The sequence below is a fragment of the Microbacterium sp. gxy059 genome, from assembly GCF_050958665.1.
Taxonomy (GTDB): domain Bacteria; phylum Actinomycetota; class Actinomycetes; order Actinomycetales; family Microbacteriaceae; genus Microbacterium.
The window spans coordinates 37,219-57,207 of the sequence record NZ_JAMXWT010000020.1 but is presented as its reverse complement, the minus strand read 5'-3'; the positions used below and the strand labels follow the sequence as shown (position 1 = coordinate 57,207).

The window sequence follows — 19,989 nt, the reverse complement described above, 5'->3', positions numbered from 1 at the left end:
CATCGTTCCACACCCCTCGCGTCCCTCGCTCCGGTCGGGGAGGCGAGTGTCGCGCTCGCCCGCGCGCTCCGCCCCGCTAGGCTGGATCGCGCGCGCTTTCCCGCGCGCCCGGTGGAGATCTGCGAGCACGGAGAGACGGAACGCAATGACTGGTCGGATCCTCGTCGTCGACGACGACACCGCTCTGGCGGAGATGATCGGCATCGTGCTGCGCACGGAGGGGTTCGACATCTCGTTCTGCTCGGACGGGGCGAGCGCCGTCGACATGTGGCGCGCGGAGGCGCCCGACCTCGTGCTGCTCGACCTCATGCTGCCCGGCAAGGACGGCATCGAGATCTGCTCGGAGATCCGGCAGGAGTCGGGCGTCCCGGTGATCATGCTCACGGCCAGGGGCGACACGACCGACGTCGTCGCGGGGCTCGAGGCCGGCGCCGACGACTACATCGTCAAGCCCTTCAACCCGAAGGAGCTCGTCGCGCGCATCCGCACGCGCCTGCGTCCCGCCCAGCTCGACGCGTCGCAGACCCTGCGGGTCGGCGACCTCGCGATCGACGTCGAGGCGCACGAGGTGCGCCGCGGCGGCGATCTCATCGCGCTGACGCCGCTCGAGTTCGAGCTGCTGGTGGCGCTCGCCTCGAAGCCGCAGCAGGTCTTCACCCGCGAGCAGCTCCTCGAGCAGGTCTGGGGCTATCACTACAAGGCCGACACCCGGCTCGTGAACGTGCACGTGCAGCGCCTGCGCTCCAAGATCGAGCTCGACCCCGACAACCCGCGCATCGTGATGACGGTGCGCGGCGTGGGCTACCGCGCGGGCGCGACGTCCTGACGCAGCGCATGAACGGGGAGCGGATGCGTCTGCACACCGTCCTGAGGCGACCCCACCTGCTCTGGCGCTACGCCGCGCGGCTGTGGCGCCGTTCGCTGCGCTTCCGCACCATCCTCATCACGACGGCGTCCGCGACCGTCGCCATCATCGTCGCGATCGTCTGGGCCGCGCTCGCGATCCAGGCCGACCTGTTCGACGGGCGCCGCGACCAGCTCCTCGCCGAGGCGAACCGGGCGATCGCGACGGCGCAGGACAGCGTCGACCAGGCCCCGGCACCCACCGATCGCGCCGCGGTGTGGGCGCTGCAGCGCGAGCTCCTCGACGTGCTGCAGACGCAGGCCTCGACCGCCTACATCGCCGGCGCGCCCATCGAGGGGCGCACGACCCCCGACGCGCCCCCCGCCTTCTCGACCCTCACCGACGCCTTCGGGCAGAGCGACGTCTCGCCCGGCCTGCGCGAGCGCGTCCGCGACATCCCCGAGACGCAGTGGTGGCAGTCGATCAGCCTGCCCGCGGAGCGCGGCTACGACGTGCCGGGTATCGTCATCGGCCAGCAGCTGCAGGTGCCCAACGTCGGTCTCTTCGAGATCTACTTCGCCTATCCGCTCGACGACGTCGCGCGGACCCTCGCCTACGTCCAGCTCACGCTGTGGATCACGGGCATCGCCCTCGTCGTCATCATCGCGGGCGTGCTGTGGCTCGTCATGCGGGCCGTGGCCGGCCCGATCATCGACGTGGCGCGCACGAGCGCGACGCTCGCCGCCGGCGACCTGTCCGCGCGGCTCGACGTCGCCGGAGAGGACGAGCTCGCGACGCTGGCCCGCTCGTTCAACCAGATGGCGGACAGCATCGAGTCCCAGATCCGCGAGCTCGCCGAGCTGTCCCTCGTGCAGCAGCGATTCGTCTCCGACGTCTCCCACGAGCTGCGCACCCCGCTCACGACGATCCGGCTCGCCGCCGGCGTGCTGTTCAGCGAGCGCGCGTCGTTCGACCCGGTGTCCGCCCGCTCCGCCGAGCTGCTGCACGACCAGGTGGCGCGGTTCGAGGAGCTGCTCGCCGACCTCCTCGAGATCAGCCGGTACGACGCCGGATCCGTGCAGCTCGAGCGGGAGTCCGTGAGCGTCGCCGACATCGTCGGCGACGTCGTGTCGAGCATGACGCAGGTGGCGGAGCAGAACGGCACGGAGCTGCGCTTCGTGACCGCCTCCGACGACGTGGTCGCCGACGTCGATCCGCGTCGGGTGCGCCGCGTGCTGCGCAATCTCGTGGGCAACGCGATCGAGCACGGCGAGGGGCAGCCGATCGACGTCACGGTCGCGAGCGACGGGCGCGCCGTCGCCGTCGGCGTGCGCGACTACGGCCTCGGCATGCGGCCGGAGGACGCCGAGCGCGTGTTCGACCGCTTCTGGAGGGGCGACCCGTCGCGGCAGCGCACCCTGGGCGGCACCGGCCTGGGCCTGTCGATCGCCCTCGGCGACGCGACGCTGCACGGCGGGCGCCTCGAGGTGTGGTCGCATCTCGGGGTGGGCACGCACTTCGTGCTGACGCTGCCGCGCGAGGCGGACGTCGAGGCGTCGACGTCCCCCATCCCCGTCGTGCCGCCGGGCGAGCTGCCGGCGAGCGAACAGCTGGCGGGGAACCCCTCAGACACGGAGACGCTCGTCGTCGCGCACGAGCGGAAGGGGGAGCGCCCATGATCCGTCCGATCCGCCGGCTCGCCGCCGCGCTCGCCGCATTCGTCGCCGCCGCGACGGCGCTCGCGGCCTGCGCCGGCCTCCCCGTCGACGGCTACCCGCAGCAGGGCAGCCCGGTCGGCGAGGCCGAGGCGGCGCCGCGCTGGCAGTTCTCGCCAGACGGGCCGGCCGACGACGCGCGGGCGGAGGACATCGTCCTGGGCTTCCTCGATGCGGTCGAAAGCCCCGCCGACAACTGGGCGATCGCGCGGGAGTTCCTCAGCGACGACTTCGCCGAGAGGTGGGATCCCGAGGCGGGCGTCACGGTCGACAGCATCAACGACCGGGCCGTCGGCGACTTCACCTCGTTCGGGGAGGATGAGGGATCCGGCGCGGTCGACGTGACGATCGCGCCGACGAGCACGGTGTCCGACACGGGGGAGTACCGCACCGCGCCGAGCGGCTCCGTCGTGCTCTCGTTCGAGCTCGCGCGCGACGACGACGGGCAGTGGCGCATCACGGAGGCCCCTCCCGGGGTGGTGGTGCACAGCGGGAACTTCCCGCTCATCTACGAGGCGCGCACCCTGATGTTCTTCGACCCGACGTGGCGCTTCCTCGTGCCGGAGGTGCGCTGGTTCCCGAGCACGTCGCAGCCGATCGAGACGATCGTGCGCGGGCTCATCGGCGGCTCGCCCTCCTCCTGGCTGGAGGGGGCAGCCGTCTCGGCGTTCGACGAGGACGTGCGCCTGCGCGCGGTCGAGACGCTCGACGACCGGGTGGCCCGCGTCGACCTCACCGAGAACGCGCGCGACGCCCCGGACGAGCAGCAGGAGCGCATGCGCACCCAGCTGTGGGCGTCTCTGCAGGCGTCGGACGCCGCCGACGAGCTGCGTCTCGAGGCGGGCGGCACCGCCCTCGGCGCGGCCGACGCGCAGGCATCGCCCACCCTGCCCGACGCGCGCGCCGTCGTCATGACGGAGGAGGAGTTCGGCTTCTTCGCCGCCGGCGCCGTGGAGCCCATCGCGGGCATCAGCGAGGTCTTCGCCGAGCGGTTCGCGCCCGCGGCGGATGCGGACGACCCGGCGACGTCGATCGAGATCGCGGGCGACGGCGGCGAGGCCGTGGTGCAGACCGAGGACGGCACGGTGTGGCGCGTGCGCGACGACGCGACGTTCGATCCCATCACCTACGAGGGGGACACGATCGCGCCCGCCCTCGACCCGTTCGGATGCGTGTGGACCGCGGACGGGACCGACCCGGGCACGCTGCGGGCCTGGGCGCCAGACGGGTCGTCCCTGCCGATCGACGGGCTCGCCCGGCTGCGGTCGGTGACGGACATCGCGGTCTCGCGGGACGGCGCGCGGCTCGCGGTGGCCGGGCGCACGGGATCGCGCGACGTCCTGTTCGTCGCGTCCATCCCCCGCGACGAGGAGGGCATCCCGCTCGGCCTCGGTCCGCTGCAGCCCGTCGCGCAGCTCGACGGTGCGGCGCGCTCGATCGCCTGGGTGTCGGACACCTCGGTCGCCGCGGCGGTCGTCACCGACGGCAGCACCTCGATCATCGAGCAGACGATCGGCGGCCTGTCCGAGCGCATCACCGTGTCGCTCGACGTCGACACCGTGACCTACGGCAACCCCAGCTCCGCGGAGCGCCTGCTCACCTCGGACGGCGAGCTCTACGTGCGGCGCAGCACGACCGCGTCCTGGCAGAAGGCGGGTGACGGCGTCGTGCTGCTCGCCACCCAGCTGGGCGCTCCGCCCGCGGGGGGCTGACGGCACTCCGTCTCCCCGCGAGGCGATCGCGCGGGTTCGTCCCCGTGCGAAGGGGCGGCGCGATCGGGCGCTCGAGCGCGCCGGGCAGGCTGGCCGGATGAGGATCCTCCCCGCGCTCCGCGAGCCGGTGTCCCGCGCGCTCGCGCTTCTCGCGCCGGTCGCGTGCGCGGGGTGCAACGCTCCCGGCATCGCGCTGTGCCCGCGATGCGCCGCGCGGATCCGCCCGGCCGTGCGGCGCGTGCGGGTCGTCGACGCGCATCCCCCGCTCGAGGTCGTCGCCGGCGCGGCCTACGCGGGCGAGACGGCGCGCGCGATCCGGGCGCTGAAGAGACGCGGCCGCACGGACGCCGCCCGGCCGCTCGCCGCGCTGCTCCGCGCCGCGCTGGCCGAGGCCGCGGGAGCGGAGCGGGGCCTCATCGCGGTCCCCGTGCCCGCCCGCGCCGCCTCCGTGAGGCGCAGGGGGCTGCGCGTCGTCGACCTGCTCGCACGTCGCGCGGGCGTGCGCCCCGCGCGCCTCCTGCGGCACGCGCGGCAGCCGGAGGACCAGCGCGCGCTCGGCAGGGAGGAGAGGAGGCGCAACGTGCGCGGCTCGCTCGTCGCGGATCCCGCGGCGCGCGGCGCCCGGGTGGTCCTCGTCGACGACGTGGTCACGACGGGCGCGACCCTGCAGGAGGCACGGCGGGCGCTCCTCGCGGCGGGCGCCGTGGTGGTCGGCGCCGCGGCGGTCGCCGCCACGCCGCGCCGGGAGGATCGCGCCGACCCGTCGGCCGGCGACACTCCCGGAGAACTCGCCTCCGAAAATCCGTGACACCGTCGGTGGGAACCAATACGGTGGGGGATCACACAGCGACCGAGGGTTCGCTCACTCCGGGCGGACCGGAATGGGAGGCAGAGATGGAAATCAGCATCGTCGGCGTAGGCGTGAGCATCACCGACCGCTTCCGAACCGTTGTCGAGGACAAGATCGCCCGTGTGGAGACGCTCGCCCCGCGGGCGGACGAGTTCGACGTCAAGGTCACGCAGTCGGCGCATCATCGAGGTCGCGTGGAGGAGACCAAGGTCGAGCTGACCGTCAGGGGCCGCGGCAGGGTCGCCAGGGCAGAGGCGCGCGCGGAGGACAAGTTCCAGGCGCTCGAGACCGCGCTGGACAAGCTCACGGAGCAGCTGCGCCGTGCGAAGGACCGCCGCGTCACCGACCGCCAGCGTCCGCGCGCCGCGCACCACGAGAAGGGTGCGGGTCTCGCCGGCATCGACATCACGCCCGTGGACGCCGCGACGCTCGAGGCCGTCGCGACGGGCGCGGTCCCGGTGCAGGAGGAGCAGGAGGACGACTACACGCCGGTCGTCATCCGCACCAAGACCTTCGACCCCGAGTGGATGACGGTCGAGGAGGCCGTCGACCGCATGGAGCTCGTGGGCCACGACTTCTTCCTCTTCGTCGACGCCCGCTCGGATCGCCCGAGCGTCGTGTACCGCCGACGCGGCTGGGACTACGGCGTCATCTCGCTCGAGACCCAGGCCCCTCCCGCGCAGGAGGAGCTCGCGAGCTGACGATCAGCCGTCGAGTCGCGGAACCGCCTCCACGAGGCGCCGGGCGACCGGGTCGCGGGGCGCGCCGAGCACATCGCTCGTCGCGCCCCGCTCCACGATCCGGCCGCGGTCGAGGACGACCGTCTCGTCGCACAGCTCCGCGACGACGGCGAGGTCGTGCGAGACCATGACGAGCGTCATCCCCTCGTCCCGCGCGAGCTCGGCGAGGAGGCCGACGATCGCGACGCGCGTGGTCACGTCCAGGGCGCTGACCGGCTCGTCGGCGAGCAGGACGTCGGGACGGCACACCACGGCGCGCGCGATCGCGATGCGCTGACGCTGCCCGCCCGAGAACTCGTGGGGGAAGCGGGCGGCCGCGTCGCGCGGGATCCCGACCCGCTCGAGCGCGTCCGCCACGCGCGCGTCCGCCTCCGCACCCCGGGCGAGGCCGAGGGAGCGCAGGGGCTCCGCGACGATCGCGCCGATCCGCCTGCTCGGGTCGAGCGAGGCGTAGGGATCCTGGAAGACGCACTGCACCCGGCGACGGAAGCCGCGCATGAGCCGTCGGTCGCGCAGGACCAGCGGACGCCCCTCCGCGCGCACCTCGCCCGAGGTCGGAGCCTCGAGGCCCAGCAGGAGGCGGAGGATCGTCGACTTGCCAGCGCCGGACTCGCCGACGACGGCGAGGGGGCGGCCGCGCTCGACCGCCAGCGAGACGCCGTCGAGCGCGGGGGCGTCCCTCCGGCCGTAGCGGAGCGTCACGTCGTCGAGCTCGATCAGGGGGCTCATCGCCGCTTCCTCTCGTCGAAGGCGCGCTCGAGGCGCCGCGCGCTGGAGACGAGCGACGCCGTGTACGGGTCGTCGGGCGCCGCGAGGAGACGCTCGACGGGGCCGCGCTCGACCGCCCGGCCGCGATGCAGGACGACCGCGTCGCGGACGATGCGCCGGACGACCGCCAGGTCGTGGCTCACGAAGAGCACGGCGGTGCCCCGGTCTGCGGCGACGCGGTCGACGAGGTCCAGCATCTCGGCCTGCACGGACACGTCGAGCGCCGTCGTCGGCTCGTCGGCGATGAGCAGCAGCGGGTCGTTCGCGAGCGCCATCGCGAGCGCGATGCGCTGACGCTGCCCGCCGGACAGCTCGTGGGGGAACGCCCTCTCGATGCGCCGGTCGGAGCCGAGCGCCACCTGGTCGAGCAGGGACCTCATCGCCTCGCGCCGGGCCACACCCGAGAGGCCGCGGCGGCGCAGCGGCTCCGAGATCTGCCGTCCGACGCGCATGAGGGGATCGAGCGCCGTGCGCGGGTCCTGGAAGACCGGCGCGGCGGCGCGCCCCCGCAGGCGGACGAGGTCGCGCTCGGAGGCGCCGACGACCTCCCGTCCGTCGAGCGAGATCGACCCCGTCGCGCGGAGCCCCTCGGGGAGGAGGCCGAGGATCGCGAGCGTCGTGAGCGACTTGCCCGAGCCGGACTCGCCGATGAGGCCGACGCGCGCGCCGGGGCCCATCTCGAGGTCGAGGCCGTCGACGAGGCGCCGGCCGCCGGCGGTCACCGCGAGTCCGTCGATCCGGAGCAGGGGATCGGTCATCGCTCCTCCTCGATCGGGTCGCGGCGGCGCGACGACGGCTCCAGCCGCTCGCGCAGGCCGTCGGCGACGAGGTTGACGCCGACGACGAGGACGATGATCAGCAGACCGGGGGCGATGGCTCCCGCGGGAGCGACGAGCACCGTCTGCTGGGCCTCCTGCAGCAGGCGGCCCCAGGAGGCGTTGGGCGGAGGGGCGCCGAGCCCGAGGTACGACAGGCTCGCCTCGGCGAGCACCGCGAGGCCGAACTGCAGGGCGAGGCTGACGACGAGCGTCGTCCAGATGTTCGGCAGCACGTGGCCGAAGACGATGCCGAGAGCGCGGGTCCCCGAGGTGCGGGCCGCCGTCACGAAGTCGGATCCGAGCACCCGGCGCGCCAGGATCCGCGTGAGGCGCGCGACGATCGCGCTCTGGGCGAGGCCGATCGCGAGGATCGCGGTCCACAGGGTCGCCGGCTGCGCGGCCACGATGAGCATCGCGAGCAGCAGGGTGGGGAACGCGATGAGGATGTCGAGCAGGGCGGCGAGCGCGTCGTCGAGCCATCCCTCGGCGAACGCGGCGACGATCCCCGCGACGACGCCGACGACCGCCGCGATCGCGACGGCGCCCAGGCCGGACAGCACGGCGATCCGCGCGCCGATCATGAGCTGCGTCGCGAGGTCGCGCCCCAGCCGGTCGGTGCCGAGCAGATAGCCGCCCTCTCCTGGCGGGACGAGGCGGCCGCCGGACGTGTCCTGGACGGGGAACGGCGTCCAGGCGAGCGAGACGAGGGCGAGGGCGACGATGATCCCGGTCAGCGCGACGCCGACCCAGAGCGTGACCGCGCGGCGGGTCACGAGGACGCTCCCGAGAGTCGGTCGCGCAGGCGCGGGTCGATGATCCGCTGGGCGATGTCGGCGGCGAAGCCGATCAGGAGGACGAGCAGCGTCGAGACGAGCAGCACCCCCTGGATCACGGGATAGTCGTGCTGCGCGATGCCCGTCACGAGCATCGAGCCCAGCCCGGGGAGAGAGAAGACCTGCTCGACGACGACCGCGCCGAGCAGCGTCGAGGCGAGCTCCATGCCGAGCACCGCGACGACGGGGACCGCGGCGCTGCGCAGCCCGTGGCGGCGCATGGCCTCGCCTCGCGAGGCGCCCATCGCCCGCGCCGTGCGCACGAAGTCGCTCCCGACCACGTCGAGGACGGCCGCCCGCACGTAGCGGATGAGGGAGGCGCTCATCACGATCGCGACGGTCGCGACCGGCAGGACGAGCGCCAGGGACGCCGCGAGGGGATCCTGCCAGCCGCCGATCGGGAACCCGCCGGGCGGAAGGAGGCGCAGGCGGAGGGAGAAGACGACGACGAGGACCATCCCGAGCCAGAAGACCGGCACGGCGATGCCGAGCTGGGCGACCGCGTTCAGGAGCGACCCGTACCAGGTGCGGGCCCGCGTGGCCGCGACGTAGCCGAGCGGCACGGCGAGGGCGATCGCGATGACGAAGGCCGCGAGAGCGAGGGGGAGGGTCACCCCGAGCCGCTGGCCGACCTCGTCGGATACGGACAGGCCGCTGACGAACGACGTGCCGAGATCCCCCGTCGCGAGCGATGCGACCCACGCGGCGAACTGCTCGGGGAGCGGCCGGTCCGACCCCACCTGGGCGCGGGCGGCCGCCACCTGCTCCGGCGTCGCGCCGACCGCCGTCAGCGCGTTCGCGGGATCGCCGGGCAGGACGCGCAGCAGCACGAACAGCACGACGCTCGCGAGCGCGAGCGAGACGGCGAGGAAGATCCCCCGGCGCAGGAGATAGCGGGTCACTCGGCCTGCGCCCCGGCCTTCGTGATGTCGTAGGCGAAGAACTGCGAGTTCAGGCCGTTGAGGGGGTAGCCGTCGAGCTCGGCGCGGGCGACGACGATCTGCGGGTAGAGGTAGAGCCACTCGCTCGCGGCCTCCTCCGCCGTGGTGCGCGCGACGAGCTTCAGCAGCTCGGTCTGCTCGGCCTCGCTGGAGACGAGCTCCGACTGCGCCACCCACTCCTGCACGTCGGCGTTGTCGTATCCCCAGTAGAAGTCGGGGTCGCCGTACCAGACGAGGTCGCGGTCGTTGACGTGCTCCTGCAGCGTCGCGTCGAACTCGCGGTTCTGATACACCTTCGTGTACCACTCGTCCGGGGTGATCGTGTTGATCTCGACGGCGATGCCGACCTCGGCGAGCTGCGACTGGATGAAGGTCGCCGCGGTCGGGTGCGGGTCGTAGTTCGGGGTGTCGAGCGTGAAAGAGAAGCCGTTCGCGAGACCCGCCTCCTCGAGCAGCTCGCGCGCGCGCTCGGGGTCGTAGGGGTCGAGGTCCGTGAGGTCCTCGTACCACGGGTCGGTCGGGGGCACCATCGAGCCGATGAGGGTGCCGTAGTCGCCCCACACGGAGTCGAGCAGCTTCTCGTCGTCGATCGCGTACGAGATCGCCTGGCGCACCCGCACGTCGTCGAACGGCGCTTCGCGGTCGTCGAAGGCGAGCAGCAGCTTGGTCGTGGAGTCGCCGTCGCTGATGACGAAATCGTCCGTCAGCTCGAACTGGGCGAGGCCGTCGGGGGACTGCTGGCTCGTGACGACGTCGACTGCGCCCGTGAGGAGGGCGTTGTTCAGCGCCGTGGCGTCGGTGAAGTAGTGGAACACGACGCCGGCGTTCGCGGGCGCCTCGCCCCAGTAGTCGTCGCTGCGCTCGAGGCTGAGCGCCGAGCCGCGCGTCCACTGGCCGAGCGCGTAAGGGCCGGTGCCGTCGGCGGCGCTCTTGCGGTCGCCGTCGAACGAGCTGTTGACGATCCACACGTACGTCAGGTTGTAGACGAACGAGATCGACGGCTCGGAGAGGACCATCTCGACGGTCTGGTCGTCGACGGCGCGGACGGAGTCGATCACCTCGAGCTGGCTCTTGCGCGCGGACTGCGAGTCGTCGGCGATGACCTTCTCGATCGAGAACACGACGTCGTCGGCCGTGAGCGGGTCGCCGCTGTGGAAGGAGACGCCCTCCTGCAGCGAGAGCGTGTAGACGAGGCCGTCCTCGCTCACCTCGTGGTCCGCGGCCAGCAGCGGCTCGACCTCGCCCGAGTCGGCGAGGCGGAACAGCCCCTCGTACACGTTGCCCGTGAGCGCCTCCGTCACGCCCTGGCCGCCGCCGGAGGTGTTGTCGAGGTTCTGCGGCTCGTACATCGAGCCGATGTTGATGGTGGCGTCGGGGTCGGCCTCGGCCGCGGCGTCCGGGCCGGAGGCGGGCGTCTCGCCGCCCGTGGGACCGCAGGCGGTGAGGGCCAGGACGGCGACGAGCGGAAGGGCGGCGGCGAGGGCGGTGCGGCGCATGGGATCTCTCTCGGACGGTGCGGGACGAAGACGTCAGTCGCGGAAGCGGGGCTTCTTCTCGCCGGCGGTCACGGCGACGCGCAGGCGATTCTGGGGAGGGGGCATGGGGCAGTTGAACTGGTCGCTGAAGCCGCAGGGCGGCACGAAGGCGCGGTTGAAGTCGAGGACGACCTCGGCCTCGCCTTCCGCGCGGTCGACGAACAGGAAGCGTCCCGCGCCGTAGGTCTCCTCGCGGTTCGTCGCGTCGCCGAAGACGAGCAGCAGGCGGCCGTCGTCGTCGAAGGCGCTCAGCGCGTACTGCTCGCCGCCGATCGTCGCGCGGATCGTGCCGGGGACCGCCTTGTCGCGGGTGCCGCCGTTGTCGCGGATGTGCTCGAACGCGACGGTGTGGCCGTCGGGGGCGGGCTCGTAGCGGGCCGAGACGACCCACTCGGGGTCGAACGGGTAGGCGTCGACGGTGTCGAAGCGGCGGATCGCGTCGGAGCCTGCGTCCCAGAAGCGCAGCCCGTGCTCGGTCTCGCCCGTCTCGAGGCTCTCGCGCTCGAGGGTCGTGACGACGACCGTCTCGGGAGCCTCCCGGCGGGCACGATCCGGGTCGGGCGTCTCGCCGGCGGGCAGCCAGCGGGTCTCGACGAGGGCGAGGTTCCCCGTCGGGGCGACGAGCTGGGCGAGGCGGGCGGAGCGCCACGCGCTCCAGGCGGAAGCGGAGGAATCGGGCATCCGTCCGATTCTACGGCGCCCCGGGGCGGGAGCCGTCAATCGAAGATGTCGCCGATGAGCCCGCCGAGGATCGCTCCGCCGACGAGGGGGCCGAGGAGGCCGCCGCCTCCCATCCCTCCGCCCATCCCGCCGCGCGGGCCTCCGCCCCAGCCGCCCCAGTCGTCGTCCTGCTGCGGCCGGGACTGGTCGATGTCGCGCTGGGCGAGGCGGAGCGCCTCGTTCGCGAGCTGCGCCGTGCGCCGCGCGAGCTGCTGCGCCTGGTGCCTGGTGTCCTCCGACGCGATCAGCGGATCGATGTCGAGCCGCGTGCGCTCGGCCTCGGCGAGCCGGGTGCGCGCATCCGCGCCGATCCACCCGCGATGCCCGTCGACGAGGCTGCGGGTGATCGCGATCGCCCTGTCGGCCGTGTCGACGTCGTGCCGCACGTGCGCGAGGGGAGGGACGGGGCGCTCCGCCCGCTGACGGGCCTTCTCGACCGCGCGGCCGAGCGCCGCGTTCGCCTCGCCGAGCGCCGCGAGATCCGCGAAGGGGTCGCCGAGGGTTCCGGGGGCGGGCAGGGCCGCCAGCGCCTTCTCGAGATCCGCGATCGCGGAGGCGACCTCCGCGCCTCCGGCGCCGCGCCGCGCCGCCGCGATGTCGTCGCGGGAGTCCGCGACGACATCGCCGAGGGTCGCCTGGGCGCGCATCGCCTCGAGCTCGAAGTCGTCGATGCCGTCGAGCACGCGCCCCGCGCGCCGCACGGCCTCCGTCGCGGTCTCGAGCGCGAGCATCGCCTCGTCGCGGCGGCCGGCGTCGCGGCGCCGCTCGGCGACGCCGGCCGAGTGCTCGGCGAAGTCGAGAAGCTGGACCGCCTCCGCGGGGCCGCCGGCCACGCGCCGCATCGCCTCGGGGGCGTACATGCGCGCGAGGCGCTCGACGGTCTCCTCGGCCTGCGGGACGCGCTCCCGGAGGCGCGCGGCCTCGTCGCGCACCCCGGCCAGGACGCGGGGCGCCTCGCGGATCCGCTCGATCCGTTCCCGGAGCGCCTCGGTGCGCTCGTCGAGCACCTGCTCGGCCCATTCGCAGAGCTGCGCGATGCGGGCGTTGCGCGTGCGCAGCTCCTCCGCGGTGTCGGGGATGTCGTCGTGGTTGAGCTGGTGCAGCTGGAACGCCTCGCCCATGTGGGAGGTGACGGCGTCGAGCCCCTCCCGCAGATCCTGGGTCGCCTTCGGGCCCAGCTCCGCGGAGGCGAACGCCAGCTCGTCCCTCGTCGTGCGGATCCGCTCGTCGGTCTGCACGAGCGCCCGCTGCGCGCGCGCCGCGAGGGCCTGGTCCTCCGACTGCTGCTGCGCGGTCTGCTCCTCGCGCTTCCTCTTGCCCCAGAACGCCATGCGCTGATCCTACGCGGGCTGGAACGGGCGGGATCCGTCGCGCGGGCCCGCTATCGTCGCCCTATGTCCGATCCGTCCCGGGCCGCCGCTCGGCGCGAGCTCGACGCGCTCCGGCGCAGGGCCTACGGGCCCGATGCCGACATCGCCTCTGATCCCGCGGCGCTCGCCCGGCTCCGCCTCCTCGAGCAGGCGGCCAGGCCTGCGCCCTCCGTCCCTGTCCCGGACGCGCAGGGGGAGGACGAATCACCCGCCGCCGTCGCCGAGTCCGCCCCCTCGGCGCGGGCGGACGCTCCGCCGGAGGAAGGCTCCGCGTCCCGGGCGCGGCCCCGCCGGGTCTCCGCCGCGATCGTCGTCGGATCGGCGCTGGCGACGGGGATCGTGGCGCTCACCGCGGGATCCGCGGGGTGGGCGGGAGGGTTCCTCGCGGGGTGGGCGGGCGCCGCCGGACCCGTCGGCGAGGCCGAGCTGGTCGTGGTCGTCGAGGGAGGCCGCGCGTCCACGCCGCTCGCGGAGCGGACCGAGGCGACCGGGGGCGGCATGCCGGACGGGACGCTCTACGACCTCCCCGTCACGGGGCTCTCCGTCGAGGTGTTCCCCGCCGGGGGCTCCCGCGCCGACGACGACCAGGGCGGGATCGTCTGCTTCCAGCCCGCCGTCCTCTCGGGCGACGACGAGGAGCCGTCGGTGCTCGCCGGCGGCTGCGGCTCGTCGCGCCTCCCCGCCTCCCACGACCTCCTCGTCGTCGACCCCGACGACCCCGGCGCGGACGACTTCTGGATGGGCGTCGCGACGACGGAGTTCCCCGCGGGCACGGTGCTGCGCCTCGAATACGACGGCCGCACGGAGGCGCTGTCGGTCTGGGCGCTCCCGCCCGATGACGGCGGATCGGACGGCTGAGCGCGCCGTGGAGTCCGGTGTGGATTTCTTCAGCGCGGGCCCCGCGCCTCGCGACCCCGCCGTCGAGGCGATTAGCATGGGCGGGTATGCCCGGCGCCTCGGCGCGGGCGACGGCGCACGCGGTTCACGCGCGCCTGGTCGATCGAGGAGTGACACGTGGTGAATCCGTTCGAGAAGCTGCTCCGCGCGGGCGAGGGTCGCCTGCGGCGACGCCTGCAGAGGGTCGTCGACGCGGTCGGCGCTCTGGAGGAGGACTACGCGCAGCTGAGCGACGAGGAGCTGCGGGGCGAGACCGAGGAGCTGCGCTCCCGGCACGAGAAGGGCGAGTCGCTCGACGACCTCATGCCCGAGGCCTTCGCCGCCGTGCGCGAGGCCGCGAAGCGCACCCTCGGCATGCGCCCGTACGACGTCCAGGTGATGGGCGGCGCCGCCCTGCACCTCGGCAACATCGCCGAGATGAAGACCGGTGAGGGAAAGACGCTCGTCGCCACGCTCCCCGCGTACCTGAACGCGATCGCGGGCCGCGGCGTGCACGTCATCACGGTCAACGACTTCCTCGCGAGCTACCAGGCCGAGCTGATGGGCCGCGTGTTCCGCGCCCTCGGCATGACCACCGGCGTCATCGTGTCCGGCCAGACCCCCGCGAAGCGCCGCGAGCAGTACGCGGCCGACATCACCTACGGCACGAACAACGAGTTCGGCTTCGACTACCTGCGCGACAACATGGCCTCCCGCAAGGAGGACCTCGTGCAGCGCGAGCACTTCTACGCCATCGTCGACGAGGTCGACTCGATCCTCATCGACGAGGCGCGCACGCCGCTCATCATCTCGGGCCCGTCGGCCGGCGAGGCGAACAGGTGGTTCGCCGAGTTCGCGAAGATCGCGCGCACCCTCGAGGAGGGCGTCGACTACGAGGTCGACGTCAAGAAGCGCACCGTGGGCGTGCTCGAGCCCGGCATCGAGAAGGTCGAGGACTACCTCGGCGTCGAGAACCTGTACGAGTCGGCCAACACGCCCCTCATCTCGTTCCTCAACAACTCCATCAAGGCCTCGGCCCTCTACCACCGCGACCAGGACTACGTCGTCATCGACGGCGAGGTGCAGATCGTCGACGAGCACACGGGCCGCATCCTCTCCGGGCGCCGCTACAGCGAGGGCATGCACCAGGCGATCGAGGCGAAGGAGGGCGTGCAGGTCAAGGCCGAGAACCAGACGCTCGCGACCGTCACGCTGCAGAACTACTTCCGCCTCTACGACAAGCTCGCGGGCATGACGGGAACGGCCGAGACCGAGGCCGCCGAGTTCATGTCGACCTACCAGCTCGGCGTGTTCCCGATCCCGACGAACCGCCCGATGATCCGCCAGGATCAGCAGGACCTCATCTACCGCACGGAGAAGGGCAAGTTCGCGCAGGTCGTCGACGACATCGCCGAGCGGCACGAGACCGGCCAGCCGGTGCTCGTCGGCACCGTCAGCGTCGAGAAGAGCGAGCTGCTGTCGAAGCTGCTGTCCCAGCGCGGCATCGCGCACGAGGTGCTCAACGCGAAGAACCATGCGCGCGAGGCCGACGTCGTCGCGCTCGCCGGCCGCCTCGGGGCCGTGACGGTCGCCACGAACATGGCCGGCCGCGGAACCGACATCATGCTCGGCGGCAACGCCGAGTTCCTCGCGGTGCAGGAGATGAAGGCCCGCGGGCTCGACCCCGAGGAGACGCCGGAGGACTACGAGGCGGCCTGGGACGAGGTGTTCGAGGCGGTCAAGGCGCGCGTCGAGGAGGAGGGCGACAAGGTGCGCGCCGTCGGCGGCCTCTACGTGCTCGGCACGGAGCGGCACGAGTCCCGCCGCATCGACAACCAGCTGCGCGGCCGCGCGGGCCGCCAGGGCGACCCCGGCGAGAGCCGCTTCTACCTCTCGCTCGAGGACGAGCTCATGCGCCGCTTCCGCTCGCCCCTCGCCGACGCGATGCTCGCGCGCACCGACTTCGACGACTCGCAGGTCATCACGGGCCGCGCGATCTCGGGCCTCATCAAGAACGCGCAGGCCGCGATCGAGAGCCGCAACGCCGAGTCGCGCAAGAACGTCCTCAAGTACGACGACGTCCTCAACCGCCAGCGTCTCGCGATCTACTCCGACCGCCGCGTGATCCTCGAGGGCGACGACATCCAGGGGCGCGTGCAGCGCTTCCTCGAGGACGCCCTCACGCAGGTCATCGCCGAGCACACCGCGACGGGTCACAACGAGAGCTGGGACTTCGACGCGCTCTGGACCCAGCTGAAGGCGCTGTACCCCGTGGGCGTGACGATCGAGGAGGTCGTCGCGGAGGCCGGGGGAGGCCGCAAGGGCGGCATCGACCAGAAGACGCTCACGCGCGAGATCCTCAGCGACGCGCGCATCGCCTACGAGACGCGCGAGGAGGAGCTGGGCGAGCAGCCGATGCGCGAGCTCGAGCGCCGCGTCGTGCTGCAGGTGCTCGACCGTCACTGGCGCGACCACCTCTACGAGATGGACTACCTCAAGGACGGCATCGGCCTGCGGGCCATGGCTCAGCGCGATCCGCTCATCGAGTACCAGCGCGAGGGCCACCAGATGTACGAGACGATGATGGCCCAGATCCGCGAGGAGACCGTCGGATTCCTCTTCAACCTCGAGGTCCGCGTGCAGCAGGGCGCGGAGGGCGGCGCGCAGGAGATCGAGGCGAAGGGCCTGTCGGAGCAGAAGCCCGACCAGCGCCAGCTCGCCTTCTCGGCGCCCGACGAGGACGGCGAGGCGCGGGTCAGCGGCTCCGACGGACGTCAGCGCGCCGACAAGCCGGCGACGCCCGCTGGCAACCGCGAGGCGCGCCGCAAGGCCAAGAAGAAGCGCTGACGAGAGGTGCCGGCAGGGGCGCCGCGGGGGGGGATCCCGCGGCGCCCCTCCCGGCGTTCCGCGCCGGAGGCGGGCGGGCATATCCTGTGGAGATGACCGTTCTGCGACCCCTCGACCAGTCGTCCAAGCTCCGCAACGTGCTCTACGAGATCCGGGGCGCGGCACTGGCGGAGGCGCAGAAGCTCGAGGCGGAGGGGCACTCGATCCTCAAGCTGAACACGGGCAACCCGGCGATCTTCGGCTTCGAGGCGCCTCAGCAGATCGTGCACGACATGCTGAGGGCCGTGCCGACGGCGCACGGCTACAGCGACAGCCGCGGCATCGTCGAGGCGCGGCGCGCGATCGTCAGCCGATACGAGAACACCCCGGACTTCCCGCCCTTCGACGTCGACGACGTCTTCCTCGGCAACGGCGTCTCCGAGCTCATCACGATGACGATGCAGGCGCTGCTCGACGAGGGCGACGAGGTGCTGATCCCCGCGCCCGACTACCCGCTGTGGACGGCGATGACGAGCCTCGCCGACGGGACCCCCGTGCACTACCTCTGCGACGAGCAGAACGGCTGGCAGCCCGATCTGGAGGACATCCGCGCGAAGATCACGCCGAAGACCAAGGCGATCGTCGTCATCAACCCGAACAACCCCACGGGCGCGGTGTACACCCGCGAGGTGCTCGAGGGCATCGCGCAGATCGCCCGCGAGAACTCGCTGCTGCTGCTGAGCGACGAGATCTACGACCGGATCCTGTTCGACGACGCCGAGCACATCCCGACGGCGACGATCGCCCCCGACCTGCTCTGCCTCACCTTCAACGGCCTCTCGAAGACGTACCGCGTGGCCGGGTACCGGTCGGGGTGGCTCGTGATCACGGGGCCGAAGGACCACGCCGACGGGTTCCTGGAGGGGATCCAGCTGCTCGCCTCGACGCGCCTGTGCCCGAACGTGCCCGCGCAGCACGCGGTGCTCGCCGCACTGACGGGCGTCCAGTCGATCGACGCGCTCATCGCGCCCGACGGCCGGCTGCACGAGCAGCGCGACATCGCCTGGGAGGGGCTCAACGAGATCCCCGGGGTCTCCTGCGTGAAGCCCCAGGGCGCCCTCTACGCGTTCCCGCGCCTCGACCCCGAGGTGCACGAGATCCACGACGACCAGAGGCTCATCTACGACCTGCTCGTCTCCGAGCACATCCTCATGGTGGAGGGCACGGGCTTCAACTGGCCGACCACCGACCACCTGCGCGTGGTGACCCTCCCCGAGGCTCGGGTGCTGCGAGAGGCCGTCGAGCGCCTCGGCAACTTCCTCGCGTCGTACCGTCAGTGAGGGCCGGTCACAGGACCGCGAGGGAGGTCGCGCGCCACCGTCGGTCGTAGCCCTCGAGGCGCATCGCGACAGCTCGGGTGCGCGCCGGCGTCGCGACCACCGCCACGGCCTCGACGATCCCGTCGGCGGGGCTCTGGTGGTGGAGCGTGTGCACCCGGTAGGAGGGCTGCCTCGCGGGGCGGCCCCTCGCGCTGCGCGCGCGGTGGGCGAGGTTCGCGCGGAGGACCAGGGCCCGATAGGGCTCCTCGCCGAGCCAGCGGGCGAGCTGGTCGACGTCGCGCACGCCCGCGATGACCTCGATCACGCCGCCCGCGAGCGTGCCGATGAGGGGCTCGGGGCGGGGGAGGCGGCTCGCGCTCGTGCGCTGCGGGGCGAACATCTCGTGTACGTCATCGGCGCGCAGCCGCGTCGTTGCAGAACTCATGCGTATCGTCGGTTCCTCATCGGTGAGCATCAGAGAGTTTTCCGTATGCTGTGAGTTCACCATGTGTCGACGATGAGCGCCGCAGGCATAGAGGCCTGTGGGGAGATCCGCTCGGGCGGTCGGGCCCCGCTACGCTCGCCGCATGCATACGGATCGGTGGGAGCCGCTCTTCGCGGATCTCGAGGACCAGTTCGCCCGGCACCGCGAGGCGGAGCACGACGAGCTGGCCGGGGAGACCGAGCGGGTGCGCGTCGCGCGTCTCGCGCTCGTCGACCGCCTCGGCGCCCTCAGGGGAGCCGGCGACATCGGCATCTCGACGTGCGACGGCGCCACCGCGCACGGCGTCGTCCGCGCGGTCGGCGCCGACTGGTGCGCCCTGCGGAGCGCGTCGGGACGGATCGACGTCGTGCCCGTCGACGCGATCCGCGGCGTCGCGGTCGACGCCGCGCAGGCGCGCGCGAGCCTCGCGCCGGACGGCCTCGACCCGCTCCGGCGCCGCATGACGTTCGGCATCGCGCTGCGGGCGCTGGCGCGGCGTCGCGTGCGCGTGCGCGCGGCGCTCCGCGCGGGGACGACGCTGACGGGCACGATCGCCCGCGCCGGCGCCGATCACCTCGATCTCGCGCTGCACGACGCCGACGGGGCGCCGCGCCCGCGGGAGATCGTCGGAATCCGCATCCTGCCCGTGGCGGAGATCGCGCGCCTCGCGCTCGATCCGCTCGACGAGCGCTCGCTCGTCTAGCGGCGGGTCAGAAGATCGACCACCCGGTGCGGGTGGTCAGCTCGTCGAGCGCGGCCACGCCGATGAGCGAGTTGCCGGACGCGTCGAGGCCGGGGCCCCAGACGCAGATCGCCCCCACGTCGGGGACGATCGCGAGGATCCCGCCTCCGACCCCCGACTTCCCCGGGAGCCCCACGCGGTAGGCGAACTCGCCGGCCGCATCGTAGAAGCCCGACGTGAGCATCACGGCGTTGACGCGCTTCGCCTGGCTGTCGGTGAGCAGCCGCGTGCCGTCGGCGCGGATGCCGTCGCGCGCGAGGAAGAGGCCAGCCGTGGCGAGATCGCCGCAGCTGATGGCGATCGAGCACTGCTGCACGTAGGCGTCGATCACGCTGTCGACGTCGCCCGCGAGGTTGCCGAAGCTGCGCAGGAGGAACGCCGTCGCATGGCTCCGATCGCCGTGCGCGAGCTCGGACGCCGCGGTGAGGGCGTCGACCGCGAGGTCGTCGTTGCCCGACTCCGCGCGGAGGAGATCGAGGACGGGGGAGCCGCCGTCCGAGAGGGACAGCAGCTGGTCCGTGACGACGAGCGCGCCGGCGTTCACGAACGGATTGCGCGGGATGCCCCGTGTGCGCTCGAGCTGCGCGAGCGAGTCGAAGGCCGCGCCGGAGGGCTCCCTCCCCACCCGCCGCCAGATCTCGTCGCCGTCGGCCGAGATGACGAGCGCGAGGGCGAAGACCTTCGAGATGCTCTGGATCGAGAACTCTGTCGCGGCGTCCCCGACCGAGAAGCGCTCCCCGTCGATCGTCGTCACCGCCATGCCGAAGTGCTCGGGGCTCACGGCGGCGAGGCGGGGGATGTACTCCGCGACGCTGCCCGATCCGATGAGCGGGGAGACCGCCTCGTGCACCTCCTGGAGCACGCCCTGCACGTCGATCGTCGTCATCGGGCCAGGC

At 72.9% G+C, this 19,989-nt stretch carries 18 protein-coding genes; 9 read left to right on the top strand and 9 right to left on the bottom strand.

The window, feature by feature from the left end:
- Positions 1-145: 145 nt before the first annotated feature.
- The 5 genes from mtrA (at position 146) to hpf (ending at position 5,822) form a co-directional block, all read left to right on the top strand.
- A complete protein-coding gene (gene mtrA / locus NHL53_RS11680; RefSeq protein WP_433777040.1) occupies positions 146-826 on the top strand; it encodes an MtrAB system response regulator MtrA in 681 nt (226 codons plus the stop codon).
- A gap of 23 nt (positions 827-849) precedes the next feature.
- Positions 850-2,523, top strand: a complete 1,674-nt coding sequence (gene mtrB / locus NHL53_RS11675; RefSeq protein ID WP_433777039.1) for an MtrAB system histidine kinase MtrB — start codon at positions 850-852, stop codon at positions 2,521-2,523.
- Positions 2,520-4,271 (top strand): LpqB family beta-propeller domain-containing protein, encoded by a 1,752-nt coding sequence (locus NHL53_RS11670; protein ID WP_433777038.1) that lies wholly within the window; start codon positions 2,520-2,522, stop codon positions 4,269-4,271. Before mtrB ends, NHL53_RS11670 begins: the two co-directional genes overlap by 4 nt.
- A gap of 97 nt (positions 4,272-4,368) precedes the next feature.
- Positions 4,369-5,079, top strand: a complete 711-nt coding sequence (locus NHL53_RS11665; RefSeq protein ID WP_433777037.1) for a ComF family protein — start codon at positions 4,369-4,371, stop codon at positions 5,077-5,079.
- 86 nt (positions 5,080-5,165) lie between these two features.
- Positions 5,166-5,822: a ribosome hibernation-promoting factor, HPF/YfiA family gene (gene hpf / locus NHL53_RS11660; protein ID WP_433777036.1), complete on the top strand. Its 657-nt coding sequence runs from the start codon at positions 5,166-5,168 to the stop codon at positions 5,820-5,822.
- A 3-nt stretch (positions 5,823-5,825) separates the two neighbouring features.
- On the opposite strand, the gene NHL53_RS11655 is transcribed toward hpf, so the two are convergent.
- Genes NHL53_RS11655 through NHL53_RS11625 form a run of 7 tightly spaced genes read right to left on the bottom strand, consistent with a single transcriptional unit; the run spans position 5,826 to position 12,807 of the window.
- Positions 5,826-6,590: an ABC transporter ATP-binding protein gene (locus NHL53_RS11655; RefSeq protein ID WP_433777035.1), complete on the bottom strand. Its 765-nt coding sequence runs from the start codon at positions 6,588-6,590 to the stop codon at positions 5,826-5,828.
- The gene (locus NHL53_RS11650) at positions 6,587-7,387 is read right to left on the bottom strand and encodes an ATP-binding cassette domain-containing protein (RefSeq protein WP_433777034.1); all 801 of its coding nucleotides are present in this window, start codon (positions 7,385-7,387) and stop codon (positions 6,587-6,589) included. Before NHL53_RS11650 ends, NHL53_RS11655 begins: the two co-directional genes overlap by 4 nt.
- Entirely contained in the window at positions 7,384-8,220 is an 837-nt protein-coding gene (locus tag NHL53_RS11645; protein WP_433777033.1) for an ABC transporter permease, read from the bottom strand. Before NHL53_RS11645 ends, NHL53_RS11650 begins: the two co-directional genes overlap by 4 nt.
- Positions 8,217-9,182: an ABC transporter permease gene (locus tag NHL53_RS11640; protein WP_433777032.1), complete on the bottom strand. Its 966-nt coding sequence runs from the start codon at positions 9,180-9,182 to the stop codon at positions 8,217-8,219. Before NHL53_RS11640 ends, NHL53_RS11645 begins: the two co-directional genes overlap by 4 nt.
- A complete protein-coding gene (locus tag NHL53_RS11635; RefSeq protein ID WP_433777031.1) occupies positions 9,179-10,717 on the bottom strand; it encodes an ABC transporter substrate-binding protein in 1,539 nt (512 codons plus the stop codon). Before NHL53_RS11635 ends, NHL53_RS11640 begins: the two co-directional genes overlap by 4 nt.
- A 33-nt stretch (positions 10,718-10,750) precedes the next feature.
- On the bottom strand, positions 10,751-11,437 hold the full coding sequence (locus tag NHL53_RS11630) for a DUF1684 domain-containing protein (protein ID WP_433777030.1): 687 nt from the start codon (positions 11,435-11,437) through the stop codon (positions 10,751-10,753).
- A 35-nt stretch (positions 11,438-11,472) separates the two neighbouring features.
- Positions 11,473-12,807 carry a hypothetical protein gene (locus tag NHL53_RS11625; protein ID WP_433777029.1) on the bottom strand — a complete coding sequence of 445 codons (1,335 nt, stop codon included), beginning with the start codon at positions 12,805-12,807 and terminating at the stop codon, positions 11,473-11,475.
- Between the two features lie 63 nt (positions 12,808-12,870).
- Here NHL53_RS11625 and NHL53_RS11620 point away from each other — a divergent pair, with 63 nt between their 5' ends.
- The 3 genes from NHL53_RS11620 (at position 12,871) to NHL53_RS11610 (ending at position 17,888) form a co-directional block, all read left to right on the top strand.
- A complete protein-coding gene (locus NHL53_RS11620) occupies positions 12,871-13,704 on the top strand; it encodes a hypothetical protein (RefSeq protein ID WP_433777028.1) in 834 nt (277 codons plus the stop codon).
- 156 nt (positions 13,705-13,860) lie between these two features.
- Positions 13,861-16,569, top strand: coding sequence for a preprotein translocase subunit SecA (gene secA / locus NHL53_RS11615; RefSeq protein ID WP_433777027.1), 2,709 nt, complete (start codon positions 13,861-13,863; stop codon positions 16,567-16,569).
- Between the two features lie 92 nt (positions 16,570-16,661).
- Positions 16,662-17,888, top strand: a complete 1,227-nt coding sequence (locus tag NHL53_RS11610; protein WP_433777026.1) for a pyridoxal phosphate-dependent aminotransferase — start codon at positions 16,662-16,664, stop codon at positions 17,886-17,888.
- Positions 17,889-17,895: 7 nt separating this feature from the next.
- Here the strand turns inward: NHL53_RS11610 and NHL53_RS11605 are convergent, their stop codons facing one another.
- Entirely contained in the window at positions 17,896-18,312 is a 417-nt protein-coding gene (locus NHL53_RS11605) for an Rv3235 family protein (RefSeq protein WP_433777025.1), read from the bottom strand.
- 142 nt (positions 18,313-18,454) lie between these two features.
- Here NHL53_RS11605 and NHL53_RS11600 point away from each other — a divergent pair, with 142 nt between their 5' ends.
- A complete protein-coding gene (locus NHL53_RS11600; protein WP_433777024.1) occupies positions 18,455-19,054 on the top strand; it encodes a hypothetical protein in 600 nt (199 codons plus the stop codon).
- A gap of 7 nt (positions 19,055-19,061) precedes the next feature.
- Here the strand turns inward: NHL53_RS11600 and NHL53_RS11595 are convergent, their stop codons facing one another.
- On the bottom strand, positions 19,062-19,979 hold the full coding sequence (locus NHL53_RS11595) for a glutaminase (protein WP_433777023.1): 918 nt from the start codon (positions 19,977-19,979) through the stop codon (positions 19,062-19,064).
- Positions 19,980-19,989: the final 10 nt, after the last annotated feature.